Source organism: Amycolatopsis sp. FDAARGOS 1241, from assembly GCF_016889705.1.
Taxonomy (GTDB): domain Bacteria; phylum Actinomycetota; class Actinomycetes; order Mycobacteriales; family Pseudonocardiaceae; genus Amycolatopsis.
In genome coordinates, this window is the sequence record NZ_CP069526.1 from 2,568,955 (window position 1) to 2,594,672 (window position 25,718).

Genomic DNA, 25,718 nt, shown 5'->3' on the forward strand with positions numbered 1-25,718 from the left:
CACAGGAACCATCTAGTCCACCCTGAGGTTGTCCCCTTGAACCGGACACCCTGATCCCAGACAGCGGTCTGGGATCAGGGTGTCCCCGTGTCAGGCAAGTCGAAGTACCCCGAGCAGTTCCGCAGGGACGCCGTCGAGCTGGCCCGCTCGTCGGACCGGCCATTGCGGCAGATCGCCCGCGAGTTGGGCGTGAATCACGAGACCCTGCGCAACTGGGTCCGCACCGCCGAGCAGGCCCAGGCCGGCCCTGTCGACACGACGGCCGCCGTGGACCAGGAGGAGCTGCGGGCGCTGCGCAAGCGGGTAGCCGAACTGGAGCTGGAGAAGGACATCCTCCGCAAGGCAGCCGCCTATTTTGCCAAGGAGATGGGTCGTTGACCCGCAGCTACCGGTTCATCTCCGAACACCGCGCCATCTTCGGCGTCACCCGGCTGTGCGGGGTCCTGGGCGTGCGGCGTCCGGGCTTCTACGAGTGGCTCGCCGCTGCGGCGGCGAGGGCGGAGCGGGCCGCGGCAGACGAGGGGTTGGCCGCCGAGATCGCCGAGGTCCACGTGCGTCACCGAGGCGCCTACGGGCGTCCGCGGATCGTCGCCGTGCTGCACCGCCGCGGCCGTCGGGTCAACCACAAACGGGTCGGACGGGTCATGCGCGAGCACGGGGTCGTCGGTCTCACCCGCAGGCGGCGCAGGTCTCTGACCAGGCCCGATGTTGTCGCGGCGTCGGTGCCGGACCTGATCGGTCGGGACTTCACCTCCCCGTCGCCGGGGAGGCGGTTGGTGGGCGACATCACCTACCTGCCCACCCGGGAGGGCTGGCTCTACCTGGCCACGGTGATCGACCTGCACACCCGAGAAATGGTCGGGCACGCGATGGCCGACCACATGCGCGCCGACCTCGTCCGCGACGCCCTCGACCTCGCCGTCAGACGTGGCCTGATCAGCGGTGACGCGGTTTTCCACGCCGATCGCGGGACGCAGTACACCTCTGGGCGGTTCCGGTCCGCACTTGCCGAGCACGGCATGCGCCCGTCGGTGGGCCGGACCGGGTCGTGCTTCGACAACGCCGTCGCGGAGTCGTTCTTCGCCACCCTCAAGACCGAGATCGGCACCGCCGTGTGGGCGACCCGCGACGACGCCCGACGGGACGTTTTCGCCTACCTGGGCTACTACAACCACGACCGTCTACATTCGACACTCAACTACCGCACCCCACACGAAGTCCGCGTCGGCTATCGTCAAGGTCTCACCCTCGTGGCATGAAATCCGGTGTCCGGCCTTCGGGGACAACCTCACCCAGATGACCCACAAGTCCCGGCCCCGTCGTCCCGTCATTCATGTCGCCCGGGTTACGACCGGAGAGATCGCGCCGTCCTGTTTCGACACTGCGCAATCTGGACTATCCCGGCCACGTTTGCCACGCTGGTGAGGTGACCATGACTCGCACGGGGAAGCGCGCGACCAAGGAACAGCGCGCCGCGACCGAGTATCTGGGCTCGCTCGGCGACTCACTCGCCCTGTGGGTGCAGTCGACAGGACCGATTGATGCCTACGGGACGCACCTTCCCGTCGAGGTTCGCGGTCCGCTCGAATGGTTTTCCTTCACCATCGCCTCCCGGCAGCTCAGCAGGGCGACGGCCTCCGCGATCTACAACCGGCTCGTCGCGCAACTGGGCGGCTCCATCACCGCCGAGCGCGTGATCGCGGCCGACGAACAGACCATGCGCGGCGTCGGCTTGTCCCACCCGAAAGCCCGGGCAATCCGCGGACTTGCCGAACTCGCCGATGACGGCCTGCTGGAACCGGAGAAGCTCGCGGCGATGTCGGACGCCGAAATTCACCACGAACTCGTGGCCCTGCCGGGTGTCGGTCCGTCGACAGCGCAGATGTTCATGATGCGGTACCTCCACAGGCCGGACATCTTCCCGGCCGGCGACCCCGCTGTGCGCGCGGCGGTCACGGCACTCGACCGACTGGACAGGAGGATCACGCCGAAGGCCGCGGAGCAGCGCAGTGAGCTGTGGCGGCCGTATCGGTCGTATGCGACGTCGTACCTGTGGGGCTATGTGTGGGAGCTTCATCCTTCCGCCGCCGGGTGAACCGACGCACGGTCGCAGCAGCCCGGACGGGTCGGTGTTGCAGTGAGAGCGCGCACGGCCCTCGGAGATTCCGGCCCGGCGGGCGAACTGCGCCACGGTATGCGGATGATTCCGAGGCGGCGCCGAGCTTTTCCATCGACAGCTCCGGTCATTGACTGCGGATCATCGATTCCTGGCCGGTGCTCACGCCAGCAGGGTGCGTGCCGCGGCGGCGATGTGCGACGCCGCGATCCCTGCCGCGTCGAGCAGCTCCGGGGCCGTGCCCGAGCCGGGCAGTTCCCGCACGGCCAGGTGTTTCATCCGCAGCGGTGCCGACCCGGCCGCCAGCAGTGCGTCGGCCACGGCGGACCCGAGCCCGCCCTCCGGATGGTGGTCCTCGGAGACCACGATCCGTCCCTTGGTGGCGCCGGCCGCCTCAAGCAAGGTCTCGGTGTCCACCGGCTTGACCGAATACAGGTCGATCACCCGCGCGGTGATGCCCTCTCGTGCCAGCTCGTCGGCCGCGGCCAGGCATTCGTGCAGTGTCACGCCGGCGCCGATCAGTGTCACGGCGTCGTCTTCGGCGGAGCGCAGTACCTTGGCGCCGCCGATCGGGAACTCGTCGTCCTCGGAGTACAGCGTCGGGTATCCGCCGCGTGTGGTGCGCATGTACGAGACACCGGAACGGTCGGCCATCTCCCTGGTCAGTGCCACGGCGCTGGGCCCGTCGCAGGGATACAGCACCGTCGAGCCCTGCACGGCGCGCATCATCGCGAGGTCCTCGAGCGCCATCTGGGAGGGGCCGTCGGCGCCGATCTCGACGCCGGCGTGTGAGCCGACCAGCCGGATGTTCGCCGCGGAGATGGCCGCCATCCGGATGAAGTCGTACGCCCTGGTGAAGAACGCGGCGAACGTGGACGCGAACGGCACGTAGTGGCGCACGCTGAGCCCCACAGCTGCCGCGATGAGCTGCTGCTCGGCGATGTACATCTCGAAGTAGCGGTCCGGGTAGGCGTGCGCGAACTCGTCGGCGTGCGTGGAGTTGCTGACCTCGCCGTCCATGCCGACGACCCGGGGGTGGGTGGCGCCCAGCCACTTGAGCGCGTCGCCGTAAGCCTTGCGCGTGGCCACCTTCTCGCCCGGCGGGTAGGTCGGCTTCGGCGCGCCGGCGTTCATCGGCCGCACTGTGGGTGAGCTGTCGGAGGCTGGAACCGGGCCCCGGACCAACAGGTCCCGCTCGCCGCCCAGCTCGGCGAGCGCGCGTTCGGCCAGGTCGGGTGGCAGCGCCTTGCCGTGCCAGCCCTCGTGGTCCTCGATTTCGGAGAAGCCCTTGCCCTTGATGGTCTTGGCGAGGATCACCGTCGGCTGGTCGCCACCGGCCCCGGCGGCGTGTAGCGCGCGGTCGATCGCCTGCAGGTCGTGACCGTCCACGGTGATCACTGCCGCGCCGAACGCCTCGGCGCGGCGGGCGTAGGCGTCAAGATCCCAGCCGAGTTCGGTGGGCCCGCGTTGGCCGAGCCGGTTGACGTCGATCATCGCCACGAGGTTGCCGAGCCGGTAGTGGCTCGCCTTGTCCAGTGCCTCCCAGACGGACCCTTCGGCCAGCTCGCTGTCACCGCACAACACCCATACGCGATAAGGCAGCTTGTCCAGGTACTTGCCCGCCAGCGCCACGCCGACGCCGTCCGGCAGGCCCTGCCCGAGCGAGCCGGTGGCGACGTCGACCCACGGCAGTACCGGCGTGGGGTGGCCCTGCAACCGTGAACCGAAGCGCCGATAGCCGGTCATCAGCTCGTCGTCGGAGACGACGCCGACGGCCTTGTAGACCGCGTACAGCAGCGGGGAGGCGTGGCCCTTCGAGAAGATCAGGTGGTCGTTGGTGTCGGCCCGCGGCTGATCCCAGTCGTAGCGCAGGTGCCGCGTCACGAGCACGGCGAGCAGGTCTGCCGCCGACATGCTGGAAGTGGGGTGGCCGGAGCCTGCGCTGGTGCTGGATCGGATCGAGTCGATCCGCAGCTGCGCGGCCAGCTCGGCGACCTGTTCCAGGCCGACGTCGATCAGGGGTTGCCGGGTATCGGTCACGATTGTCTCCCTTTCTCCGTGTGGCGACTCGTCACCGGGCGCACTGGCGGTCGCCACTCTCTGCTGACACGCGAGATCCTCCCCGTTAGCCGCACGGAAAGATCAGATCTTCCCGCGACCGGCGGCTCGCGTTCCTGACCCTGATTCCAGACCGCCTCCGTGCCGGAGGGTCAGGTGTCCAGACTGTCAACAAGCTCTGCAGTTTTAGGATGGGCTCCCGGCGCGGTTCTGCGCGCGCTCAAACCTGTCTTTGCCGAGTCCTTGACCGGCGAGGCCCACGCTACTCCGGGTGTGGGCTGTCACACCCGCGTGACCGGCGGGGCGCGATCCTGCTCGTCGAGGGTGCACCGAGATCGCGACCCTGCCGGTAAGACAGCACGACTGACCGACACTGATCACTGGCACGAGCACGTCGGTCGCCGTGCACACCTGCAACGACCGCTGAACCGCTCACCGGAGGAGCCAGAGAATGAGCGACGCCGAGCAACCGTTCGAGGATCTCGCGATCCTCGAACGGCTCAACCTCGACTACGTCGGGGCCGACCAGGCCGGCGACGCCACGCGCTTCAGCGAGTTGCTCGCTGAAGATTTCGTCGTGCAAACTCCAGGTGTCACGCGCAACCGTGAGGAGTTCCTCGAATACATCGCCAAGCCGCGGCCCTTCAAGGACCTTGCCGTGCACGACGTCAAGATCCGCATCCTCAGCGATGTTGCTCTGATCCACGGTCGCAGCACGTACACCATGCTCGCCGATGGCGCGGAGCAGGAAGCCCTGTACACCGACGCGTACCAGAAGCGTGAGGGCACCTGGGTCTGTGTCTCAGCCTGTGCGATCGCTCCGGGCACTTGATGCGCCGCGTGTGAGGCTCCTGGTCCACGGCTTCGTCGAGGTGTGTGCGTGCGTGTCGTGTGCACAGTGTGTTGCTCGCGTCGCAGGCCAGGCGTGAGCTCGGCTTGCTGCGCATGGTCGTGGCTGCCGAGTGCCGGGAACCAGTCGCTTCAACCACAAGCTACTTGCCCAAGCCGTTGATGGGGGAGGAGCCCACGATGCCCGGCGCCACTACGCCCGCAGTGTCCCGAAACACCGACACAACCCAGGTTGTGCACCTGCCTGTTCCCGATGGTGTGGAGCTGCCTCCGCTGCCCACCCAGGCGGATTTCTGGGTCGGGCATTACCAGCGGGTGCTGCTCAATGTCCGCACCGGCGAGCTCTCCTTTTTCTGCACCGACTGGCGTGTGCACGCGCCGATCCGTGACAGGGGTGCGGATCGGGCGGTCTGGACGTCGCAGTACCCCGGCGAGAATCCGAATAGCGCCGTGCCTGCGGCTACTCAGCCGATCCCGGAGTTGCTGATGTTCTTCATCGACACTTGGACGCGCGTCGACTTCCCTGCTTCCGCGCACCCGCCGACGCCGGCGTGGGTGTACCTGAATCGCGAGCAAGGCGACGCGTTCGTGGCCTCCCTGGTGCCGTTGGCGCAGCAGTTGGTCGACAACCTGTTCCGAGTGCCCGGCACCGACGATCTCGAATGGTCCGCTGAATCGGTGGCCGCCGTGCGGGCGATCGATGCCGCGTGCAGCCGATATCACCAGGGACCGCTTGGCGTGGAGCTGTCGCTGGAGGGCGTGGTCAACTTCGCCGATGCTGTCGCAGCGGCGCCGGGGCTGGTCCGACGCGAGTGGGCCGAGATGGAAAACACCGCGCTGGACGACGCGGCCGAAGGGCTGAGCAGGTCTGCGTACCATTGTGACCCGCAGTTGCGGGAGCTGTTCGGAAAGCCGTACCACGACGGCGGCATCGAGCTGAACGTGTATGGAGCGCGGTCCTGGCTCTACGCCTACCGCGCCCACGAGGCCGGCAACCGCCGGCGCCTACCGGGACGAACTGCGTGCCCCTCTGGTCGAGGGCGGCCTGGCGCAAGCCCGTGAGGCGGTCGCACGCCGACCCGTCGGCACCTCGCTCACGAGGGCCCCCCAATACCCGGGAAAAGTCGGGCGGATATGGAGTGACCTGTCGAAATTCCGGCCACGTGGTGGCGGTTAAGGCGGTGAATTCGGCGTGGGTCTGTTCGATGGGTGCTGATGTCGCAAGGCGATCGCGGATCCACGGGTGGCCGCAAAGTCCGCTCCAGCTGTGTCACCTCAGGGGGAGGCGAGAAAGAGCCTGACCTGGATCGCATAACGGAATCACATTGCTTGGCACCCGGGCCTGTGCGGGTACGCTAATCTGTCGCCGTGGTGGAACCGGAGAGCACAATGAAGCCTGTCCGGCTGACGGCTAGAGGTGAAGCGACCCGGGCTCGGATTCTGCGGGCTGCTGTGGACCTGATGACGGTAAAAGGCGTGGCCGCCACTACGCTCGACGATGTTCGTGCGGCGAGCGGTACCAGCAAGTCACAGCTCTACCGCCACTACGCCGACAAGGACGCGCTTGTTCGGGACGTGATCGAGTACCAGGCTGAGGACCTGCTGACCGCGCAGGGGGAGCAGTTGCGCCGGCTGAATTCGGTCCGGGGGCTCGAGCGCTGGCGTGATGCGATCATCCAGCGGAACGCCCTGCACAACAGGATTTATGGATGCCAGCTCGGCTCCCTCGCGTGTGAGCTTTCCGACCAGAACGAGCGGGCGCGATCCGCCCTTGCCGGCCACTTCGAAACGTGGCTGGGCCTGATCGCGGATGGTCTGCGGCGGATGCGTGACGCGGGCGAATTGCGTCGTGACGTCGATCCCGAGCGGCTCGCGATCGGTTTGATGGGGGCCCTCGAAGGTGGGTACCTGCTCGCACAGACGGAGCAGGACATCAAGTCCATGCGCATCACACTCGACATGGCCATCGACTACATCCGCACCTTCCAGGTGTGAAACGCCAGTAGCGGGACACCACAGTGGCACTTCCGGCCAACGCGGTGATCCACTGCCCGACGCGGCGCATCCGACGTCTGCCCCGACTGAGGTGAACTCGAAGTGTGGGGTTCCTGTGGTTCGGGGCGGGCCGAACCATCGCGGCACAACGGCGTGACCCGGTGGGCGTTCCACGACGGTATCGTAACTTTGATGGACACTATGGTCCACTCCGTCACAGGGTGCGGCTGCGGTGAACCGCGGGCCGCCATCCGCGAGCTGATCGTGGACGTGGTGCTCGCCTGGTCATCCGACGAGAACACGACCGCGCGCCTGCCGTCGTGCGCATCCAACCGAACATCGCCCAGGCTGTGGCTGAGGTCTGCGTGCGAGCCCCGCTGCTGGGCAGCCGAAACGTCGCCGGCCCGGGGCTTCCCCCGACGAGCCAGGCGGGATTTCCCTCCCGGAACTGTACGATGACTGAGGCGCGGCCCTGGCGGCCTCCGTGGTGCGGGGCTTCGTGTGACCGGTTACGCCGGCCGGAAGCCGCTGCGGTTTTCCCTGAGTTGTGATGAGGGCTGAGGACAGCTCCCGTCGAAGGCTGGTGACCGCTGAGCACGACGACGGTGCCCGCTGCTGTCTCAACCTGGTGGCTCTTCTCACGCACTTATCAAGAAGTGCACGCAGCCAGGATGTTGACCACAGCGCCTCAGGCAGCTTCCGTCCTCCGCCACCACCCGACGCGCCTCACAGTGGACCGTATAGTCCAAATAATGATCGACAAGCCTTGCCGGCCCACCGCTGGGTGAGCTGTGCGTGTGGCAGCCCGGCGGCGTCAGCGGCCGTGGTCTCCTGTTCGGACTGGTGAACAGCATTTCTGAACACCAGGAGATTCTGATGATCCCACCACGGCTCGCCGGTCGTCTTTTGGCCGCTGCCGCCACCGACACGACTGAGGAACTGCCGGCACGGTGAGCAATCAAAGGGATGGACTCGACGCTTTGCCCGATGGCTCGTTGCTGTGGTGACCGGGATTCAGCGGCTGCAAACCGCCCCGGTGATGAAGCACGCAGACCACCGCGTCATTGGAACGGCCGGGCGCGGGGCGCGCGGTGGCGGCGACGCGGCGCCGAGCGCGGAGTGAGCTCGAGGATGCGGACCACCCGGTAGCGGTGTGGCCGCCACGGCAGGTAGAACGCCTCGATCTCCTGCTCGGCCAGTGGACGGCCGAGCAGAGCCATGCCGGTCATCCGGCCGAGGTTGAAGTCGCCGAGCGGCAGCGCGTCGGCATCGCCGAGCGCGCGATGCCCGACCTGCGCGGCAGTCCACACCCCGACGCCCGACATCGCTGACATCAGTTCGTACGCGCGGGCGGGGTCGGCGGCGGCCCGATCGAGCTTGGCCGCATGCCACGCCGCGGAGCTGACGGTCTTCGAACGGTGCAGGTCGACCCCGGCTCGCCGCCAATCCCAGATCGGGATCTTCGCCCACGCCGCGGGCGAGGGCATGACCCGCATCGTCCCGGGCGCCGGACCCGGCGCCGGGCCGCCGTGCGCGCCGACGAGGCGGGCCCAGGCGGCTTGGGCGTCCAGGCCGACCACCCGCTGCTCGAGGATCGCGGGGACGAGGGCCTCGAAGAGCCGTCCCGTACGCGGGACCCGGAGGCCGGGCAGGCGGCTCCAGGCTCGTTCCAGAACGGGATGTGCCGGCCGGAAGTCCTCCGGACGGTCGTGTTCGCCGAGCTCGGTGCGGATGCTCCCGATGAGTTCGTCGGTGCCTGGCCCCCACGCGTCGACGTCCAGGTCGTCCAGGCGCCGTTGCCGAATCCGGTAGGTGACCGGCCCGGACGAGGTGAGGGCCGTCCGCCACAGGGTCCCGTCGGCTTCCTGGCGGTGGGTGGGATCGTGGCGGCCGCGCCGGAGGCTCTTGAGCGTCAGCTTCGCGTCCACGGGAAAGCCGGGCTGCCAGTGCAGGGAACGGTCCGGCGGCATTTCCATCGTCCCTCCCTCGGGGTGCGGGAGACGGTCCTCCAGGTGGCCGGCCCGGAGAACCCGCAGTGTACGGCTGGCGCTCGACCAAGCCGGAGGTGAGGGCGAACGCGTCGGCTGCTAGCGGTGACCTCGATCTCCAGGCGGAGACCGGCCGGATCAGTGGGGCACCACGGCGAGCATACAGGCCGGTCGGTGAGAGCTGAGGTCTCTGCGTACCCGCACCCCGCCTTGGATATGGACTAGACAGTCCAGTTCAGGTCAACCGATCACGGCTGAGGCGGCCTGGCTCGAGGTGCCTTGAACTCGCACTCTCCGGTTGGCTGAATGGCTCACGGCGTGGCCGAGATGGTGCTGAGAACTGAATATGTCTGGCTTGATGAGACGGTGAGCCGCCCGTGTCCGAGGTGGTCGATTCCGCTCGCCAGGGGAAGCGACTGCGTGGAACTATGTGGTCTGTATAGTCCACACAAGGTGGCTTCGTCGTGAAGAGATCCGGAAATCGGCGCCGACGGAGTCGCCCTTCCCAACGCAGGTCACCAGGCCCGACGCAACTGACGCCACCGGCCGGCGCAGGTCACGCCTGCGGCGGAACTCTGGAGCAGTAAGAGCCGGCTGGGGCTCGACGCTGACCCTCATACACCTACCGGAGGCTGATTCGCTGTGTCACGACTGACCGTTCCCTCTCCCGATGAGGTCCCCGCCGGCTCGCAGCAGATACTCGAGGGGGTCCGCGCGCAGCTCGGCTTCGTCCCGAACATGTTCAAGACCATCGCGTCGAACCCGACTGTCCTCGAGGTCGTCACGACTCTGCAAGGCACCTTGAGCCGGGTTCTGGACGCGAGGACCCGGCACAGCATCGCGCTGGCCGTGTCGGAAGCCAACGGTTGCGATTACTGCCTGGCAATGCACACGTACGTATCGTCTGAATTCGGCGGCATGTCGAGCGACGACATCGCCCTCAGCCGTGCCGGGAGCTCGGTCGATCCCAAGCGCGCCGCGGCCGCCAACTTCGCTCGGCGGGTGGTCGACAGCCGCGGGCGGGTCAGTGACGCCGACCTCGCGGGTGTGCGAGACGCCGGGTACACCGACTCGCAGATCCTGGCGATCGTCACGGTCGCTGTGCAAGCGCTGCTCACCAACTTCATCAACAACGTCAACCAGACCGACATCGACATCCCCGCGGTCAACGCGACCGGTACGCCCAGCTGATCGCCGGTACCCCGTCAAGGCGGCGCGCACAGCCCGGTAAACCCTCACGGCCCCCCACGAGCATTCAGGAAAGGTGCACTATGCCGGGCTCGGAGCTCTACGAGAAATTCATGGCGCTGCACACCCGCGAGGGTGGCCTCGTCATGCCGAACGCCTGGGATGGACTCTCGGCGCTGATGGTGGCCGATGCCGGTTTCGAGGCGATCGCGACATCATCGGCGGCGCTCGCCGCCACACTCGGCCGGTCCGACGGACGTCACGAAGTCACCCGTGGCGAGCATCTCGAGCACGCGGGACTGCTCGGCCGGCTGACCGGGTTGCCCGTCAACGGAGACTTCGAGGACGGTTACGGCGACACGCCTGAAGAGGTCGCGGCAACGGTCGAAGCCGCCGTCGAGTTCGGCTTGGCCGGTATCGGAGTCGAGGACACCTCGGGTAATCCCGACCAACCCATCCGTGACTTCGACGATGCTGTCAATCGCGTGCGCAGCGCCGTCGACGCGGCCAAGGGGCGCCTCGCCGTCACCGGCCGCACCGACAACTTCATCCAGGGACGGCCCGATCTCGACGACACCATCCGGCGCCTGACGGCCTTCGCCGAGGTCGGTGCGGATGTGCTCTACGCGCCATTTCCTCCCGACCTCGACGCTCTGGGCGCGATCGTCACCGCGGTCGCGCCGACACCGGTCAACGTCCTGGTGTCGCCGTCGGACAAGGTGCTGACCGTCGCCGAGCTGCAGAACGCCGGGGTCAAGCGCATCAGTTTGGGTCCGTTTCTCTACGCCAACGCGATGGCGGCACTCGAACGGGCCACCAAGGCGCTCGTCGCGGGCGACCTCGCGTCGGCGACGACGGGGATGAGCTTCGACCGCATCGGCGAACTGATCGCGCGCGCCAAGAACTAGCCCACGAACCACCACCGTTCACCTACTGGTCACAAGAAGAAAGCAGATTGACATGGATCTCGAGAAGCTCATGAGCCAGCATCTCACCAGGGCCTTCGACGGCAGCAAAACCATCCCGGACGAAACCCTTCACCAACTGCTGAGGTTTCTCCGGTCCGCGCCGACCTCGACGAACATCCAGCCCAACCACTTCTACGTCCTCGCCTCGGCCGAAGCCAAGAAGCAGCTCGCGGACAACTTGGGCGAACGGTTTCAGGACAACAGCGGCAAGATCCTGAACGCGTCGCACACCATCATCCTCACCACCCGGGCGGATGTGCCGGACAGCCACCTCGACGAGGTGTTCGCCAAAGAGACCGCCGACGGTCGGTTCCCCGACCCGGAAAAGAACGCGATGTGGCAGTTCATGACCCGCGACTTCCTGAACCTGCGCAACTACGCCTACAAGGATCTGAACCACTGGATGGAAAAACAGACCTACATGGTAATGGGCATGACCATGATGGCGGCCGCTGAACTCGGCGTCGACGCCACACCGCTCGAAGGGTTCGAGCCGGCCAGCGTCGACAAGGCCTTCAAGATCCGCGAAACCGGTCACACCACGACAGTGCTGCTGGCACTCGGCTACCCCAATCCCGAGAAGGCATACAAGGGACCGATTTCGCGTTTCGAAGCAGACCGGCTGTTCACCTTCATGTGAGCATCCTGGGCTGGGGGGACGACCGCGGGCGCCACGGGGGTCGTGACCTGTGCGATGTCAGTCTTCGGTCGCCGGTTGGTGTCCCCATCGTTGACGGCTCGGGTCGCTCCGCGGACCTCCTCCTCGCTCGGTAACTGGTTCTCGGCTCGTACTGTGGGGCCGTCGAGCAGTTCGGCGAGGAACTGCTGAGGCAGGCGTCGACGAGATCCAGGCCTGCGCCAACGCGGGCCTGGATCTCGTCGACACCGATCGGGCCGGACAGCACCTCTTGCGGCGCCTCGACGTTCACGGAGTACCGCTTGCCCGGCGTCGCGGCCTCTTGCCGGCGTTGGTCGTCGTGGGCCAGGTCGACGAGGTCGCGCTCTTCCAGCGGGAACGCTACCGCCTCTGTATTTGTGGTTTCTCGATGACCGGGGCGCGTCCTGAGGACAACCTGCCCGAAAGACACGACATGACCGTCCTGCACCATCGCGCCGACGGCGCGGGCACCGCACCTCCATTGATACTCGGACCGTCCCTCGGCACCTCGCTGTCGGTGTGGGAACCGCAGGCGGCAGCACTGGCTCGTGGCCGTCAGGTGATCCGGTACGACCTACCAGGCCACGGCGGCTCACCCGCCGGGCTACTACCCGCCGCCGCCACTGTCGGCGACGTCGCCGGTCTCGTCCTCGCTCTCGCGGACCGGCTCGGCATCGACCGCTTCGCGTATGCCGGGATCTCGTTCGGAGGAGCCGTCGGCACGTGGCTGGCCGTCAACCACCCCGAGCGCGTCACCTCGCTGATGCTGATCTGCACCTCGGCTCACTTCGGGGAGCCCGGCGGCTGGCACGAACGCGCGCGCCTCGTTCGAACCGAGGGCATGGTTCCCGTTGCGGACACCGCGGCCGGCCGGTGGTTCACCCCGTCCTTCGTGGACGATCCCGCCGCCCAGGCGCTCGTCGCCGACCTACGGACCACCGACGCCACGGCCTACGCCGCGAGCTGCGACGCACTGGCCTCGTTCGACCTCCGTGCCGAGCTGTCTCGCATCACCGCGCCCACCCTGGTGGTCGCCGGCCGCGAGGACCTCGCGACACCGGTCGACCATGCCCGGCTCCTGGCCGACCGGATCCCTGGAGCGAGCCTCACCGAGGTCGCGCACGCGGCGCACCTCGTCACGGTCGAACGTCCAGCGCCCGTTTTGGCAGCATTGCGCGGCCATCTCGACAGCCACAGCGAGACACGCGACGCGACAGTCCCCAGTGACGACGGCTCCCGCTATGCGGCTGGGATGGCCGTGCGCAGGGCCGTCCTGGGCGACGCCCACGTCGCTCGGGCGATCGCCCGGACCACCGAGTTCACCTCCGTGTTCCAGGACTTCATCACCCGCTACGCCTGGGGCGAGGTCTGGACCCGTCCCGGCCGCTCGCGAACGACCCGCCGGTGCATGACCCTGACGCCGATGATCGCCAACGGTCACCACGACGAACTCGGTATGCACATCCGGGCCGCGCTGCAGGACGGGCTCACTCCCGCTGACATCCAGGAAGTCCTGCTGCAGTCGGCCATCTACTGCGGCGTCCCCGCGGCGAACACCGCGTTCGCCATTGCCGGCGGGATCTTGGAGGAACACGACAGCTGACGGCCGCGGTCAAGTCAGGGGCGCCGCGCTCGGGCGTGTGCGGCATCATCGGACCGCGGCGGAGCTGAAAATGGATCATCATTCTCAGCTACCGGTTCCGGGCAACGCCGCGGTCAGCCGACGATGTCCGCCTGCCGCGGGTCGAAGGCGACGTAGCCGGAGAAATCCTTGCCGACGCGGTCGAGGGCGGACCGGTGCGGGTGGGGGTAGCACCAGGCCGCGTCGTGTGCCTGCCCGTCGTCGGTGGCGACGTCGTAGTACTGGGCTGCGCCCTTCCACGGGCAGGTGTACGGCGTCGTGCTCGGTCGGAGGCTTCCTTGCCGGATCGCGGCCGGCGGGAAGTACCGGTTCCCCTCGATGGAGATCAGGTCCTGCTGTTCGGCTTCGGCGATCACGGTCCCCGCGACGATGGCTTTCACGAGCACGCACCCTTCGTTGTTGTGTCGACTGTCTGCGGCGCCTCGACGACCGGGTCTTACCGGGTTGGCGCACCGCTTCAGGTAAGACCCGTCGACCGTGCGGCACGAACCTTCTGATTGCCCGACCCGGGAACCGCCCGGCGTCGCGATTCGGTGAGGAAGGAACAACTGTCATGGGTGAGAGCTTCGAGGGCCGGAAGGTCGTGGTGGTCGGTGGCAGCAGCGGTATGGGGCTGGCCACGGCCCACCAGGTGGTGGGCGGGGGCGGTACCGCCGTGATCACCGGCCGGGACTCCGAGCGGGTCCAGGCCGCAGTAGACGCCTTGTCGCAGAAGGGAAAAGCCTGGGGCATCACGGCGGAGCTGACCGATCGCGACCAGGTGCCCGAGGTCCGCAAACAGCTCGCCGCCGAACACGCTGATGCGAATCTGCTGGTCAATGCCGCGGGATTCTTCATCCCGAAGGCGTTCACTGAGTACGACGAAGCCTTCTACGATTCATACAACGAATTGAACCGGGCGTTGTTCTTCATCACGCAGACCGTTGTCGCGGGCATGGTCGCCGGTGGCCAGGGCGGCGCGATCGTCAACGTCGGCTCAATGTGGGCGCACCAGGGCATCGCCGCGACTCCGCACACCGGCTACTCCGTGCAGAAGGGCGGCGTGCACTCGTTCACCAAGGCGCTCGCGATCGAGCTGGCGCCCCATGGGATCCGGGTCAACGCGGTCGCTCCCGCGGTCGTCAAGACGCCCCTGTACCTGGGCTTCGTACCGGCGGACAAGCTCGACGAAACGGTCGACAGTTTCGCCGGCTTCCACCCGCTGGGGCGGGTCGGCACCCCTGAGGACATCGCGAACGCCGTGTCGTTCCTGCTGTCGGACAAGTCGAGCTGGATGACCGGCGCGATCGTTGACGTCGACGGCGGCGTCATGGCCGGCCGCAACTAACCCCGCGGGGTAACGCCGGCGCCCTGCGGACGTTCCCGCACCTGTCCGCAGCGTGCGCCGGCAGGCAACGACCGGCAATTCCGGTGTGTGCGCCACGTTGCCCGGCGTGGCCGGCCCCGGCGGTCTGAAACGGACGAGGTGCCGTCAGGCCCGACCGTCATCATCGAACAGCACAGGAGTTGGGATGGCTGAGGACCGCTTCATCGACGACGCCATCAACCGCAGCGCCGAAACAGCCGAAGATCGGGTCAAGCTCGCCAGCATGGTGGCCGAAGCCGCCACCGGCGCACCGGCGGCTCCGACAGGAGGAGATGGACCGAGTGACGCTTCGATCCTGAACTTCGCGCTCAACCTGGAGTACCTCGAAGCCGAGTTCTACCTTCGTGGCGCAACAGGTCGGGGACTACCGGATGACCTGGTAGGCGGGACAGGGAAGCCGGGTCAGGTTTCCGGTGGTCGACAGGTCAATTTCGCCAGTCCCGTGATCAAGAACATTGCCCACGAGATCGCCATGGACGAGCGAGCCCACGTGGCGTTCCTCCGCGGCGCACTCGGTGACGCGGCCGTTGCGCGCCCACGGATCTCCCTTGGCTACAGCTTTACCGCCGCGGCGACCGCCGCCGAATTGATCAAGCCCGGCGAGATCTTCGATCCCTATGCGAGCGACCGCAACTTCCTCTTCGCTGCCTTCCTCTTCGAAGATGTCGGAGTCACGGCCTTCAAGGGCGCGGCACCGTTCATCTCCAACAAGACGTACCTGGATGCAGCAGCAGGCCTACTGGCCACCGAGGCCTACCACGCCGGGATCGTGCGGGCCACGCTGTTCGCCGAAGGACTCGCGGACGACTCGGTGTTCGATGTCCTGCACAAGATCTCCGCGGTCCGCAACGCGGTCAGCGGCCCCGCTGATGACGATCAGGATCTCGGCACCAAGGACGAAGCCAACTTGGTTCCCACCGACGAGCACGGTCGTGCCTTCGGCAGGAGCGCCGCGGAGATCCTCAACATCGTTTACCTCGATCCGCAAGGAGCCTCCTCCGGCGGCTTCTACCCGGATGGACTCAATGGAGACATCGTGCAGGGCGCGGCACCGACCGCCGGCTAGTTTCCGCCTCCGCCATTCAGCCGTTCCCGGGGGAGGCTCATGGAGTGAGGGAACGAGGTGGCGTGCCGTCGGCTCCTGGCGCGATTCACGCTCAAGAGCGTGTCTCATTTGGACTCTCTGCCAAGTTTGCGATGATCTCGTGCGGTGATCGACTCGCTGTCGCATCGACTGGTGCCCGATGAGTTGTGGGCGCCGGTGGAGCCGTCGATCCCGCCGGCGAAGGAGCGTCCGCGGGGTGGTGGGCATGCTCGGACGGATCCGCAGGCGGTGTTCCCCGCGATCGTGTTCGTGTTGACCAGTGGTTGTGCGTGGGGCGTGCCCCTCGCCGGCGGATTCTCCGCGGCCAACCCCCACGACAGCCACGCACTCAAGCCCCCTGGTCAACGCGCTGCCGGCCATCCGCTCCCGCCGGGGACCCCGGCGCCGGAAACCGGCCAAGCTCCACGCCGGCAAGGCCTACGACATCCCTGCCCTGCGCGACTGGCTGGCGCCGGCGCGTGATCTTCCCGCGCATCACCCGCAAAGGCATCGAACCCGCAGACAAGCTCGGCAGACACCGGTGGGTCATCGAACGGGCCATCGCTTGGCTGTTCGGCTACCGCCGACTCACCATCCGCTACGAACGCAAAGCCGGCCATTACTCGCCTTCCTCACCCGCGCCGCCGGCATCACCTGCTATAAGGAACTCACCAAATAAGACGCGCTCTTGACTGGCCAGGAGATTTCACGGGGCGCTCCTGCTGCGGCCGCCGTAGGAGCGCCATCACGAACCGTGTTCAGGTTCGACAACCTCCTGATCTGCGTGGTAAGACGCTGAGGTCCGATGCCGCGAATACTGCTGTACTGAAAGTGCCGCCCAGGTGAAGACTGGATACAGGAAGGTGCCGGATGAAGGCGATTGTGGTGTCGGATCAAGCCGTGGGAACGGCCGGGATGACGCTGGTGGAGCGGCCTGAGCCGGCTGCGGCAGGGAACGACGTTGTCGTCGAGGTTCACGCGTCCGGGTTCACCCCGGGTGAGCTGACGTGGCCGTCGGCCTGGGTCGATCGCCTCGGTCGTGACCGGACGCCGTCGATCCCCGGCCACGAGCTGGCCGGAGTGGTCAGCGCCCTCGGCTACGGCACGGCGGGATTGTCGGTGGGGCAGCGGGTGTTCGGCCTCACGGACTGGACGCGCGATGGCACTTTGGCGGAGTACGCGGCAGTCGAGGCTCGTAACCTCGCGCCGCTGCCGGGCGACGTCGACTTCACGGTGGGCGCGAGCCTGCCGATCTCCGGCCTGACCGCGTGGCAGGGATTGTTTGTGCACGGCCGTGTCGAGTCGGGGCAGAGCATCCTCGTGCACGGTGCCGCTGGGGGAGTCGGTTCGATGGTGACGCAGCTCGCGCGCGAGGCCGGCGCCTACATCATCGGCAGCGGTCGGGCTGCCGACCGGCAGACCGCGTTCGACTTCGGCGCACAGGAGTTCGTCGACCTCGAGAATGACTCGCTGAAAGAGGTCGGCGAAGTCGATCTCGTATTCGATGTCATCGGCGGCGACATCGGGAAGCAGTCCGCGGGCCTGATTCGAGCCGGGGGAACGCTGGTGACGATCGCCGGCCCGCCTGAGGCTCGGCCCGCCGACGGCCGAGCGATCGACTTCGTCGTCGAGGCCGACCGTGCCCAGCTGGGTGAGATCGTCCGGCGGGCGCGGGACGGACGGCTGCGGACGGTCATCGGCAACGTCTCGACCCTCGATGACGCTGTGGCCGCCTTCAACCGGACTGAGCGGGCCAAGGGCAAGACGATCATTCGCGTTCGTCCGTGAGGACTCCGGGCGGCGACTGATCGGGGCCGCCTCGCGGACCGGCGTCAACCACGCGGCCATCGTTCTTGCTTCGACGCGTCCAACTCGGAGCTTTTCGCGACCCGTGCGCCTGCTGGCAAGCCCGCCGACGGCCGTTCGATTGCGCCGGACGCCCGCCGTCGGCGGGCTCTGCTCGTTTTCGCACCCCTGTGGGCCACAGCGCCGGGTAGCGGAACCGGTAACGCCCGCATCGGCCAGGCTTGAGAATCGGCAGTGGGGTGTGGCTGAGATTTGGACGTCACCGCGCAAGACCAGCATGCTCTGGCACCACGGTATTCTGTGGAGCTTCTTCTGGTACACGGCGAACCCCGATTCAAGACGACGGAGGAATTCACCATGGCGCTCGTGATCAAGCAGATGGTCGACTCCTACCCAGGTCCCAGGTCGGCCTTCGATGACGCATTGATCAAGTGCATCGAAGAATGCGTCTCCTGTTTCCAGGCCTGCGCTGCCTGCGCCGACGCCTGCCTGGCGGAGCCTGACATCGCCTCGCTGATCAAGTGCATACGGACCGACCTCGACTGTTCTGACGTGTGTGCCGCCACGACGACCATCCTGACGCGTCGGACAGCAGTTGACCTGACGGTCACCCGCGCTGCCGTCGAGAGCTGTCTCGCCTCTTGCGTTGCGTGCGCAGAAGAGTGTGAGCAAGACGCTGCGCACCATGAACATTGCCGCATCTGCGCCGAGGCGTGTCGGCGGTGTGAGGAGTCGTGCCGGCGGCTCTTGGCGGCGCTTCCGACATCTGGATAGCCCCCGTGCCGAGGACCATGATCCACGGGTGTGGTCGTGGATCATGGTCCTGAGCACGAGCGAGGAGCCCATTCCCACGGCGAGTGAGTGCCTGATCCCGGTCCGGCGGTCGCGACGTCACGGACGGGGGAGGTGCTCGAAGTGCCGGGAGGCTGTCCAGCTGTTGGGGGTAGCTCACGACCGACATCCGAGCAGCGCGAAGCAAGTCCACGCCACGGTCAACGACGCCATCACCCCACTGACCGGCATCCGTAAGCCACGCAGCCAGGAGAGCTTCGGCGTCAGCGGCGTGACCGGACGCCGGGGTGGTGGCTGTCCACGACATCGGCGTACTCGGGATGCTCGTCGATGAAGGAGCGAACGGCCGGGCAGCCGATCGTCACCTTCGCTCCGGTGCGGGCGACGTCATCGAGCGCGCTGGCGATCAGTTCCGTGGCCACACCCTGATGCTGGTACTCGCGGTCCACCGCGACCGAGATCATCGCGACCCTGCCTGCGGTCAGCTGGTAGACCAGTGTCCCGACGCGATCCCGCCCGAGCCACGCGTCGTAGGTCTCCGCCTTCTCGTCCTTGTCCACGCGGATGTCGAGGTCTGTGTACTTGTCCCTGTCCATGCCATGACAGCGCCTCGGAGTCGGTGGTTCTTACTCGTAAGAACCACCGAAGAGCCGGTGCTAACGGTCCAGGACTGTGGTTCACAAGCCGACGCACCAGGCACCCGAGGTTCGTGGCGATCACCCAGGAAATGACAAGTCTCGAGGCAAAGCATGAGCAACTGGGAGGCTCTGGATGAGTTCCTCCGCACCGATCCACGGGATGTCGGATGTGACCTCGCCCTCGACGCACTCCACACCTACGCGGAGATGGCGGCCGCGGGTGAGAACCCCGAGGAGCTTTTCCCAGGGCTGTCAGCGCATCTGCAGTCGTGCTGCGCATGCTCAGGAGATCACGAGGCTCTATTGCGGGCAGTGCGCGAATTCGGTGGAATTTGATTCCAGTGCCGACGGTCATGTTGCCGCGATCCATCGGCGGCCTGAACGGCTTCTCGGGTCGCGTCTGCTGTGGCATTGTTGGTGGGCCTGGGAGTCGCATCCACGGCGCGCCCGGTGGTGCCGACTTCACGGTCGATCCCGTTCGGTGCACGGAACGCTCGTGCTTCAGAGGCAGTTTCACGGAGATCAACTCCGTGGTGTCGGTGCGGTCGCTGAAGCGACGCCGACTGGAAGGCGCGGCGTGTCCGGTGGGAGGGAGGGACAGCACCCGGCCGATCTCGGGCCGATCGGTAAGAACTCGGCCCGTTCCGTCGACCACCAGCACGGTTGGCCTCATCGGGTCGGCCGTTTCCTCTCAACCGGTGAGCGGGTGCTGGCGTCACATGCCGAGCACCCGCTTGCCACGACGTTCATGAGGTGCCGGCACCGACGGGCATGGCCAAGTGATCGAACGGGTCTTCTCCGGGCCGCGTACTGGGCGACAACCGGTCGATCCCCGTCCCGCGGTCGAGGGGCGATTGCACGACTTCGAAGTGCTGCCGTCCAGACGCGGTGATCCAGCCGCAGGTGACCAACGGGCCGGTCAGCGCCCGTCGCGGTGCCTGACCTGTCAGGCGTGCGCTCGGCGCGGTCCGGCGAGCCGGTGTGGATGCGCGGTGCGCGGGCTTCGTCGGGGCCCGTAGCAGCGTGCGGTCCGACGTGGCGCCCTGGACGCGGCCGCCGGCCGGACAGTCGCATCGACCCCCAGTCTCGGGATCCTCGGCTTCTCCGCGCCCGGTGATGGTGCTTCAGACTGCCCGCTTCCTGTGCCCGCGACCGGGCACCGTCCGGACATGGCCCGGCGCTGGGTGGGCCGTGGGTCCACGCAGGCAGCGGTGAGGGTGCCAGCTGGGAATTCCCTCGATGACCACGGCAGCGTAGGAGACTAGGTAGTCCAGAAGGCTACCGGTGGGAATGTACCCTCAGGTGCTCGAGCGACACATCGAGAACCGTCGCCAGCTGGCCGGGGTCACGCGTGGTCCGGGCGAGCAAAAAGCCGCCCTGCAGCGCGCCCATGATGGCGGTGGCGATCTTTTCCGGGTCGGCGCCGGGATCGAGTTCGCCCCTCTCTTGGATGCGCCGGAAGGCTGCCGCGAGAAGGCTTTCCCACGCCGCGAACCCGGCGACCAAGGCACGGTGGCCACGGTCGTGCCGCCCGGCGAGCTCGCCGATGAGCGACCCGATCGGGCAGCCGCCGGCGCCGCCGCTGATGAGGTTGTCCTCGACGAGCTTGTCCCGCCAGGCCTGGAGATCGGCGAGCGAGCGTACCTCGTCCAACAGAGGCTTCTGAACGGCCAGCACGCCGGCGACCTGGGCGTGGACGACCGCTTCGACAAGCGCGTCTTCGTTCTCGAATGCCTGCCGGAGCTGCGTCTCGGGGATCCCGCTGGCGGCTCGGACGTCATCGAAGGTGATCTCCCCGAGCCGGCGCTCACGCAGCAGGTCGATCGCCGCTGTCACGACAAGCCGGTGCGGCTCCGGGGCATCCTCGACGTCCATCCCGGTCTGGTCACCCGACATGGCTCGAACATTAGCGGACGGCCGGGGGTAGTACCACCTCGACCCGGTAGATTTGGTGGACGTTTTCGTCCACTTCGATCTTGGCATGTGGCGCGGCTACGAGGCCAGGAACGTACGGACATGGTCGATCGCCAGGTCGAGCGTCAGCTTCATCGGCTCCGCCGAGTGTGCGGTCTGCGCGAGCAGGTAACCGCCCTGCAACGCGGCGACGAGAAAGGTCGCGAGCTTTTCGGGATCCGCGTCCGGTCGGAGGATGCCGGAGGCGCGCATGCGAGTCAGCCCCTCGGCCAGAAGCTCCTCCCAGATCTCGAAGTACTTCGCGAGCATCGAGCGGGCTTCTTGGTCCCGATCGGCCAGCTCGGCGGCCAACGAGCCGATCGCGCAGCCGTAGGCGCCGTCGCGAAGGGAGGCGCGCTGGACGAGCGCGTCGCGCCAGCGTTCGAGACCGCGGATCGAGTTCAACCGCCGGAGCTGGTCCTCCTGGCGGGCGATGAGCTGCGCGCCTTGCGCCGCCACGACCTCGCGCACGAGGGCCTTCTTGTCGGGAAAGTGGTGGTAGAGCTGCGACTTGCTCGTGCTGCTGGCCGCCCGGACGTCGTCGAGCGTGGTCGCGGCCACCCCTTTGACCTGGATCAGGTCGACTGCCGCCTGCACGATGCGGGACCGGGTCGCCGCGCCGCGTGCGGTCAGCCGGGTTGTCTGCGTCGTGCCCTCCGCTTCGTCCACGGCTGTCAGGTTACCGCACTGTGTGACCCGCGACCTACGACCAGCTGGACTGCACGGTCCGCATTGTGGGAGCAGCTGGCCTCGTCACCGGCAGGCAGGGTCTCCGTTGCCGGATGATCGCCGCGGGCTACGCGGAGGGGGGCGAGGGGTTCGGACACCCGGTGGAAGTCGGCGTGCCCGCGTGGGTAACCGTGTCAGCCCTGGTAGCTGCGCCGGTGCTGTACGTTCGGCCGGCAGGAACGCGCGGCGACACCCGGGTGGATCGTTCCTGGCGGTAGGGTTTGCACGCCGTCCGCCCGACCTCCGGCCAGGCCGTGTCGCGAGATCCGCCGGTGCCCACGGAGCCGGCCTTACCGATTCCTTTCGGTTACTACTCGACGCGAATCGCGGCGCACGGCAGCCGGCCCGACCGTCCAACGCGGGACTGATGTGACCACGATGACGAAGGCGGCGGCGAGCTTGGCTACGGCACGACTGTCGAAGTCGGTCCGGACGGCAATGATCGCCCAGGTCAGGAACCCCGACGAGGCTACTCCAAGCGCGACGTCGGGCCACGCACTTTCGACTGTGCGCGCCACGCGCGTGCACGTGACCTTGAGGCCGTGAGCTCGAGAGCGTCGGGCGGCCGGATCGGGAATCGCCGGCGCGGTGCTGCCGGCCGCCTGCGCGGACGGCGCGAGGGCGCAGGTGGGGACCACAGCTGCCACCACGTGAGCCGACGCGTTACGCGCTGTGCTGCGGCACGCGGTCGTGGGAGGAGCTTTGCTTGGACTTCAAGGTCCAGTATACGGTGGGCGGCATGCTGGACCTCGAGGTGAAGCTGTTTCAACGTCATGTTCGGATTCCCGCAACTCAAGCAGCTCGTCGCCCGGAAATAGTGGAAACTGGGGTCGCTGCGAGTGGATGCACCACCGGGGGACCAGACGCCATCGAGGGGTTGAATGGACCTAGTAGTCCATTGATGGAGGCCCGAGGGACTGTGGTTGCTCTGTCGCGCCGGGGGACCGAGTCATGAGCGGTGGTTTCACCGGAGATGGAGCGGCATGGTCGGCCGCGGCCGATGACGCGGCGAGGCAACGAGTGATGACGGCGGCGGTGGACCTGCTGTGCCAGCGCGGCCTTCGGGCGGCGGAACTCGGTGTGGTGGCCGGCCTGGCGGGCGTGAGCGCTCCATGGCTACGGGAGTACTTCGCGGACATCGAGGCACTGGTCGCTGAGGTGGTGCGGGTCCAGGTGCGCGAGGTCTTCGCGAGCCCCGGCCGCCGGCTGATGACGGCTGCAAGCCCCGCTGACCTGTACCGGTGGCGCGATGGTGTGGTGACCGGCTATCGCGCCACCCGGATCCCCGCCGGTTATCCGCTGGGCATCGTCGTCCACGAGCTGACCGGGAGCGCCGGGCCGGCCGGCGAGGCTCTGGCGGCGAGCCTCGGACCTTGGCAGTCTGCGCTCGGGGACGCCTTCGGGCGGCTGCGTGATCGCGGCGAGCTCGCGCCCGGCTCGCAGCCGGCGGAGCTGGCTACCGCCGTCATGGGGGCGCTCGTCGGTGCGATGGCCCGCTCTCGGAAGGCGAGCAGGTCGGACGACGTGCTGGAGCCATTCGACATGATGCTCCGCCATGTTCTGGCCGCGCGCGGCCGCTGATTGACCGGAATGCGCTTGGAAGAGTACCGAGGAATCGTGGTTCCTCTTCCTTTCCGGCGCTCAGTGGGAATTGTGTGGCAACGGGTTGTGGCCTGGCAGGCCGTCGGCGGCAGCACCGCGATCGTCGATGGGGGAGTGAGGACGGAGCCCGGCTGCGGACCACACGGCTTCGTCGCGAGGGAGCCGGTGGGACAGCCATTGCCCATGCGACCGGCCACGGAACTCCGGCACACAGCTGATCCGGAGATCGCTGGTCTACGGGTGGATGGTCTTGCGGTCTTCGCGCAGCGCCCGTGGTTCCCGCCCCATGCGTGCCGCAACGGGACGGCCGCGATTTCACCGGCCGGAGTCACACGGTTGCGCCTGGGTCTCGGACGGTCCCTCTTGGGGCGAACAATCGGAATTCCTGCCTTGCCGGCTGGCTATTCTTCGGAAAATGGGCGAAACTGTGCCCATGCTCTCCTTTCAGGTGCGGGTGGCGCGCGTCTACGAGCCCGCGGGACCCGCCGACGGCACCCGGGTTCTCGTCGATCGGCTCTGGCCCCGGGGTGTGCGTAAGGGGGCGCTCGAGTTTTCCGAGTGGTGCAAGGAGGTCGCGCCATCGCCGGAGCTGCGGACCTGGTACGGGCATGCTCCGGAGCGGTTCGACGAGTTCGCCGCGCGATACCGCGTCGAACTGGAGGCGCCGGCCCGGGCCGCCGTCGTCGCCCGGCTCAAGAGCATCGCCCGGGCCGGGAACCTGACGCTGCTCACCGCGAGCAAGGACGTGTCGATCAGCCAGGCCGCCGTTCTGGCCAGGGTGGTCGGCGGTGACGGCGGCGGATGACGAACCTCCCGCGGCGCTGTCGCGTCCGTCGTTGCAGGTGCGCGTGCGGTAACCTGTTGCCGTGGTAGAACCGGAGCGCACAGTGAGGGCTACCCGGCGGACGGCGCGGGGTGAGGCGACGCGGGCCCGGATCCTGCAAGCAGCGGTCGATTTGATGTCCGTCAAGGGGGTGGCCGCGACCACGCTCGACGACGTGCGCGCCGCCAGCGGCACGAGCAAGTCGCAACTTTATCACCACTTCGATGACAAGGACGCCTTGGTCCAGGAAGTCATCGGCCGCAAGGCGCAGGACCTGCTCGGCTGGCACGAGGGCCAGCTCAAACGGCTGAACTCGATTCGCGGCCTCGAACGGTGGCGGGACGCGATCGTCCAGCACAATGCGCTGCGCAACGGCGCGTACGGTTGCCCGCTCGGCTCGCTGGCGAGTGAGCTGTCCGATCGGAACGAACGAGCGCGTTCAGCGCTCGCCGAGCACTTCGAGAGCTGGGAAGGCCTGATCGCGGAGGGCCTGGAGCGGATGCGAGTCGCCGGCAAACTGCGGCGGGACGCCGACCCCCAGCGGCTCGCGATCGGGCTGATCGGTGCCCTTCAAGGCGGGTACCTGCTCGCGCAAACCAAACAGGACGTGGCGCCCATGAAAGTCGCACTGGACATGGCGATTGACTGCATCAGGGCGTTCCAGGCCTGACTTCGGCTCCGATCGGGCCAGCGCTACCAACTGGACTTGACGGACCACCCATCATCCGGCGCAAGCTGACTCTTGCGACCGCGTCGCTTCCCGGGGTCCCGTCGTCGTGACGTGAAGCTGGCCGGCAGGCGCAGCCACCCGGTCGGGTGGCCCGCGTCGTTGAGCAGCTGCGAGCGGGCGCAGAACCGCTCGAGCACCTTCTTCGTGTCACCCAGCCAGGTCGGTCCAGGCAGGATCGGGAAGTCCGCGGCCGGCGCCTTGTCGTACAGCGGCGGCCACTCGTCGTCCGCCCAGCCGTGCTCGGTCATCGGGGAGTTTCCATCCGGGGCGGGGGAAGTGGCAGGTGTAGCCGTGGGGGTGCTTGTGCAGGTAGTCCCGGTATTCGGGTGCGGTCTCCCAGAAGTCGCCGGCGGGGGTGAGTTCGGTGACGACCTTGCCGGGCCACAGGCCTGAGGCGTTGACGTCGGCGATGGTGTCTTCGGCGATGTGTTTTTGCTGGTCGGTGGTGTAGAAGATCGCTGAGCGGTAGCTGGTGCCGATGTTCTTGCCCTGGCGGTTCTTGGTGGAGGGGTCGTGGATTTGGAAGAAGAACTCGAGCAGGGTGCGGAAGTCGGTCTGGTCGGGGTCGTAGAGGATCTCGATGGATTCGGCGTGGGTGCCGTGGTTGCGGTAGGTGGCGTGGGGGATGTCGCCGCCGCTGTAGCCGACGCGGGTGGATACGACGCCGGGCTGGTGGCGGAACAGTTCCTCCATGCCCCAGAAGCAGCCGCCGGCGAGGATCGCCTTTTCGGTC

23 protein-coding genes and 1 pseudogene are annotated in these 25,718 nt (G+C 67.4%); 17 read left to right on the forward strand and 7 right to left on the reverse strand.

Features of this window, described 5'->3' with window-relative positions:
• The first annotated feature begins 87 nt into the window (after positions 1 to 87).
• The 3 genes from I6J71_RS12765 (at position 88) to I6J71_RS12775 (ending at position 2,095) form a co-directional block, all read left to right on the forward strand.
• Positions 88 to 378: a transposase gene (locus I6J71_RS12765; RefSeq protein ID WP_204094912.1), complete on the forward strand. Its 291-nt coding sequence runs from the start codon at positions 88 to 90 to the stop codon at positions 376 to 378.
• On the forward strand, positions 375 to 1,259 hold the full coding sequence (locus tag I6J71_RS12770) for an IS3 family transposase (RefSeq protein WP_204094913.1): 885 nt from the start codon (positions 375 to 377) through the stop codon (positions 1,257 to 1,259). Before I6J71_RS12765 ends, I6J71_RS12770 begins: the two co-directional genes overlap by 4 nt.
• A gap of 173 nt (positions 1,260 to 1,432) precedes the next feature.
• Positions 1,433 to 2,095, forward strand: a complete 663-nt coding sequence (locus I6J71_RS12775) for a DNA-3-methyladenine glycosylase (RefSeq protein ID WP_239155338.1) — start codon at positions 1,433 to 1,435, stop codon at positions 2,093 to 2,095.
• A gap of 183 nt (positions 2,096 to 2,278) precedes the next feature.
• Here the strand turns inward: I6J71_RS12775 and I6J71_RS12780 are convergent, their stop codons facing one another.
• On the reverse strand, positions 2,279 to 4,156 hold the full coding sequence (locus I6J71_RS12780; protein WP_239154736.1) for a transketolase: 1,878 nt from the start codon (positions 4,154 to 4,156) through the stop codon (positions 2,279 to 2,281).
• 469 nt (positions 4,157 to 4,625) lie between these two features.
• On the opposite strand from I6J71_RS12780, the gene I6J71_RS12785 reads away from it, so the two are divergent.
• The 3 genes from I6J71_RS12785 (at position 4,626) to I6J71_RS12795 (ending at position 7,018) form a co-directional block, all read left to right on the forward strand.
• Entirely contained in the window at positions 4,626 to 5,006 is a 381-nt protein-coding gene (locus I6J71_RS12785) for a nuclear transport factor 2 family protein (RefSeq protein ID WP_204094915.1), read from the forward strand.
• Positions 5,007 to 5,203: 197 nt separating this feature from the next.
• Positions 5,204 to 6,085: a hypothetical protein gene (locus I6J71_RS12790; RefSeq protein WP_204094916.1), complete on the forward strand. Its 882-nt coding sequence runs from the start codon at positions 5,204 to 5,206 to the stop codon at positions 6,083 to 6,085.
• A 399-nt stretch (positions 6,086 to 6,484) separates the two neighbouring features.
• Positions 6,485 to 7,018 (forward strand): TetR/AcrR family transcriptional regulator, encoded by a 534-nt coding sequence (locus I6J71_RS12795; RefSeq protein WP_239155340.1) that lies wholly within the window; start codon positions 6,485 to 6,487, stop codon positions 7,016 to 7,018.
• Between the two features lie 1,061 nt (positions 7,019 to 8,079).
• On the opposite strand, the gene I6J71_RS12800 is transcribed toward I6J71_RS12795, so the two are convergent.
• Complete coding sequence (locus I6J71_RS12800; protein ID WP_204094918.1) at positions 8,080 to 8,994, reverse strand: DNA-3-methyladenine glycosylase; 915 nt, start codon at positions 8,992 to 8,994, stop codon at positions 8,080 to 8,082.
• A gap of 654 nt (positions 8,995 to 9,648) precedes the next feature.
• Between I6J71_RS12800 and I6J71_RS12805 the strand changes: the two genes are divergently transcribed.
• The 4 genes from I6J71_RS12805 (at position 9,649) to pcaD (ending at position 13,423) form a co-directional block, all read left to right on the forward strand.
• Positions 9,649 to 10,197, forward strand: a complete 549-nt coding sequence (locus I6J71_RS12805) for a carboxymuconolactone decarboxylase family protein (RefSeq protein ID WP_204094919.1) — start codon at positions 9,649 to 9,651, stop codon at positions 10,195 to 10,197.
• An 80-nt stretch (positions 10,198 to 10,277) separates the two neighbouring features.
• Positions 10,278 to 11,102, forward strand: coding sequence for an isocitrate lyase/phosphoenolpyruvate mutase family protein (locus I6J71_RS12810; RefSeq protein ID WP_204094920.1), 825 nt, complete (start codon positions 10,278 to 10,280; stop codon positions 11,100 to 11,102).
• Positions 11,103 to 11,154: 52 nt separating this feature from the next.
• The gene (locus tag I6J71_RS12815; RefSeq protein ID WP_204094921.1) at positions 11,155 to 11,802 is read left to right on the forward strand and encodes a nitroreductase family protein; all 648 of its coding nucleotides are present in this window, start codon (positions 11,155 to 11,157) and stop codon (positions 11,800 to 11,802) included.
• A 319-nt stretch (positions 11,803 to 12,121) separates the two neighbouring features.
• A complete protein-coding gene (gene pcaD / locus I6J71_RS50635; RefSeq protein ID WP_370542128.1) occupies positions 12,122 to 13,423 on the forward strand; it encodes a 3-oxoadipate enol-lactonase in 1,302 nt (433 codons plus the stop codon).
• A 113-nt stretch (positions 13,424 to 13,536) separates the two neighbouring features.
• Here the strand turns inward: pcaD and I6J71_RS12825 are convergent, their stop codons facing one another.
• Positions 13,537 to 13,842 (reverse strand): DUF427 domain-containing protein, encoded by a 306-nt coding sequence (locus I6J71_RS12825; protein WP_204094922.1) that lies wholly within the window; start codon positions 13,840 to 13,842, stop codon positions 13,537 to 13,539.
• A gap of 173 nt (positions 13,843 to 14,015) precedes the next feature.
• Here I6J71_RS12825 and I6J71_RS12830 point away from each other — a divergent pair, with 173 nt between their 5' ends.
• The 4 genes and pseudogenes from I6J71_RS12830 (at position 14,016) to I6J71_RS12845 (ending at position 17,700) form a co-directional block, all read left to right on the forward strand.
• The gene (locus tag I6J71_RS12830) at positions 14,016 to 14,789 is read left to right on the forward strand and encodes an SDR family NAD(P)-dependent oxidoreductase (protein ID WP_204094923.1); all 774 of its coding nucleotides are present in this window, start codon (positions 14,016 to 14,018) and stop codon (positions 14,787 to 14,789) included.
• Positions 14,790 to 14,973: 184 nt separating this feature from the next.
• Positions 14,974 to 15,894 carry a ferritin-like domain-containing protein gene (locus I6J71_RS12835; RefSeq protein WP_204094924.1) on the forward strand — a complete coding sequence of 307 codons (921 nt, stop codon included), beginning with the start codon at positions 14,974 to 14,976 and terminating at the stop codon, positions 15,892 to 15,894.
• Between the two features lie 144 nt (positions 15,895 to 16,038).
• Positions 16,039 to 16,591: pseudogene (locus tag I6J71_RS12840) on the forward strand (transposase).
• A 191-nt stretch (positions 16,592 to 16,782) separates the two neighbouring features.
• Complete coding sequence (locus tag I6J71_RS12845) at positions 16,783 to 17,700, forward strand: NADP-dependent oxidoreductase (protein ID WP_204094925.1); 918 nt, start codon at positions 16,783 to 16,785, stop codon at positions 17,698 to 17,700.
• A gap of 1,073 nt (positions 17,701 to 18,773) precedes the next feature.
• Here the strand turns inward: I6J71_RS12845 and I6J71_RS12850 are convergent.
• From I6J71_RS12850 to I6J71_RS12860, 3 genes are all read right to left on the reverse strand, one after another.
• Complete coding sequence (locus I6J71_RS12850) at positions 18,774 to 19,106, reverse strand: GNAT family N-acetyltransferase (protein ID WP_204094926.1); 333 nt, start codon at positions 19,104 to 19,106, stop codon at positions 18,774 to 18,776.
• Between the two features lie 1,320 nt (positions 19,107 to 20,426).
• Positions 20,427 to 21,044 carry a TetR family transcriptional regulator C-terminal domain-containing protein gene (locus tag I6J71_RS12855; RefSeq protein WP_204094927.1) on the reverse strand — a complete coding sequence of 206 codons (618 nt, stop codon included), beginning with the start codon at positions 21,042 to 21,044 and terminating at the stop codon, positions 20,427 to 20,429.
• Positions 21,045 to 21,140: 96 nt separating this feature from the next.
• Positions 21,141 to 21,770, reverse strand: coding sequence for a TetR/AcrR family transcriptional regulator (locus I6J71_RS12860; protein ID WP_239154740.1), 630 nt, complete (start codon positions 21,768 to 21,770; stop codon positions 21,141 to 21,143).
• 1,011 nt (positions 21,771 to 22,781) lie between these two features.
• On the opposite strand from I6J71_RS12860, the gene I6J71_RS12865 reads away from it, so the two are divergent.
• The 3 genes from I6J71_RS12865 to I6J71_RS12875 all read left to right on the forward strand — a co-directional run bounded on the left by I6J71_RS12865 (position 22,782) and on the right by I6J71_RS12875 (position 24,925).
• Entirely contained in the window at positions 22,782 to 23,411 is a 630-nt protein-coding gene (locus I6J71_RS12865) for a TetR/AcrR family transcriptional regulator (protein ID WP_204094928.1), read from the forward strand.
• 436 nt (positions 23,412 to 23,847) lie between these two features.
• A complete protein-coding gene (locus tag I6J71_RS12870; RefSeq protein WP_239154742.1) occupies positions 23,848 to 24,237 on the forward strand; it encodes a DUF488 domain-containing protein in 390 nt (129 codons plus the stop codon).
• Positions 24,238 to 24,298: 61 nt separating this feature from the next.
• Entirely contained in the window at positions 24,299 to 24,925 is a 627-nt protein-coding gene (locus I6J71_RS12875; protein WP_239154744.1) for a TetR/AcrR family transcriptional regulator, read from the forward strand.
• 207 nt (positions 24,926 to 25,132) lie between these two features.
• Here I6J71_RS12875 and msrA read toward each other — a convergent pair whose 3' ends face one another.
• The gene (gene msrA, locus I6J71_RS12880; RefSeq protein ID WP_204097021.1) at positions 25,133 to 25,678 is read right to left on the reverse strand and encodes a peptide-methionine (S)-S-oxide reductase MsrA; all 546 of its coding nucleotides are present in this window, start codon (positions 25,676 to 25,678) and stop codon (positions 25,133 to 25,135) included.
• Positions 25,679 to 25,718: the final 40 nt, after the last annotated feature.

What these genes read in the sequence shown, in the direction of transcription:
- I6J71_RS12790 (WP_204094916.1), top strand. Translation starts at nt 5,204, where the DNA reads ATGCCCGGCGCCACTACGCCCGCAGTGTCCCGAAACACCGACACAACC.
- I6J71_RS12835 (WP_204094924.1), top strand. Translation starts at nt 14,974, where the DNA reads ATGGCTGAGGACCGCTTCATCGACGACGCCATCAACCGCAGCGCCGAA.
- I6J71_RS12815 (WP_204094921.1), top strand. Translation starts at nt 11,155, where the DNA reads ATGGATCTCGAGAAGCTCATGAGCCAGCATCTCACCAGGGCCTTCGAC.
- I6J71_RS12855 (WP_204094927.1), bottom strand. Translation starts at nt 21,044, where the DNA reads ATGTCGGGTGACCAGACCGGGATGGACGTCGAGGATGCCCCGGAGCCG.
- I6J71_RS12845 (WP_204094925.1), top strand. Translation starts at nt 16,783, where the DNA reads ATGAAGGCGATTGTGGTGTCGGATCAAGCCGTGGGAACGGCCGGGATG.
- I6J71_RS12850 (WP_204094926.1), bottom strand. Translation starts at nt 19,106, where the DNA reads ATGGACAGGGACAAGTACACAGACCTCGACATCCGCGTGGACAAGGAC.
- I6J71_RS12795 (WP_239155340.1), top strand. Translation starts at nt 6,485, where the DNA reads ATGACGGTAAAAGGCGTGGCCGCCACTACGCTCGACGATGTTCGTGCG.
- I6J71_RS12775 (WP_239155338.1), top strand. Translation starts at nt 1,433, where the DNA reads ATGACTCGCACGGGGAAGCGCGCGACCAAGGAACAGCGCGCCGCGACC.
- I6J71_RS12785 (WP_204094915.1), top strand. Translation starts at nt 4,626, where the DNA reads ATGAGCGACGCCGAGCAACCGTTCGAGGATCTCGCGATCCTCGAACGG.
- I6J71_RS12870 (WP_239154742.1), top strand. Translation starts at nt 23,848, where the DNA reads ATGGGCGAAACTGTGCCCATGCTCTCCTTTCAGGTGCGGGTGGCGCGC.
- I6J71_RS12865 (WP_204094928.1), top strand. Translation starts at nt 22,782, where the DNA reads ATGAGCGGTGGTTTCACCGGAGATGGAGCGGCATGGTCGGCCGCGGCC.
- I6J71_RS12800 (WP_204094918.1), bottom strand. Translation starts at nt 8,994, where the DNA reads ATGGAAATGCCGCCGGACCGTTCCCTGCACTGGCAGCCCGGCTTTCCC.
- msrA (WP_204097021.1), bottom strand. Translation starts at nt 25,678, where the DNA reads ATGGAGGAACTGTTCCGCCACCAGCCCGGCGTCGTATCCACCCGCGTC.
- I6J71_RS12830 (WP_204094923.1), top strand. Translation starts at nt 14,016, where the DNA reads ATGGGTGAGAGCTTCGAGGGCCGGAAGGTCGTGGTGGTCGGTGGCAGC.
- I6J71_RS12810 (WP_204094920.1), top strand. Translation starts at nt 10,278, where the DNA reads ATGCCGGGCTCGGAGCTCTACGAGAAATTCATGGCGCTGCACACCCGC.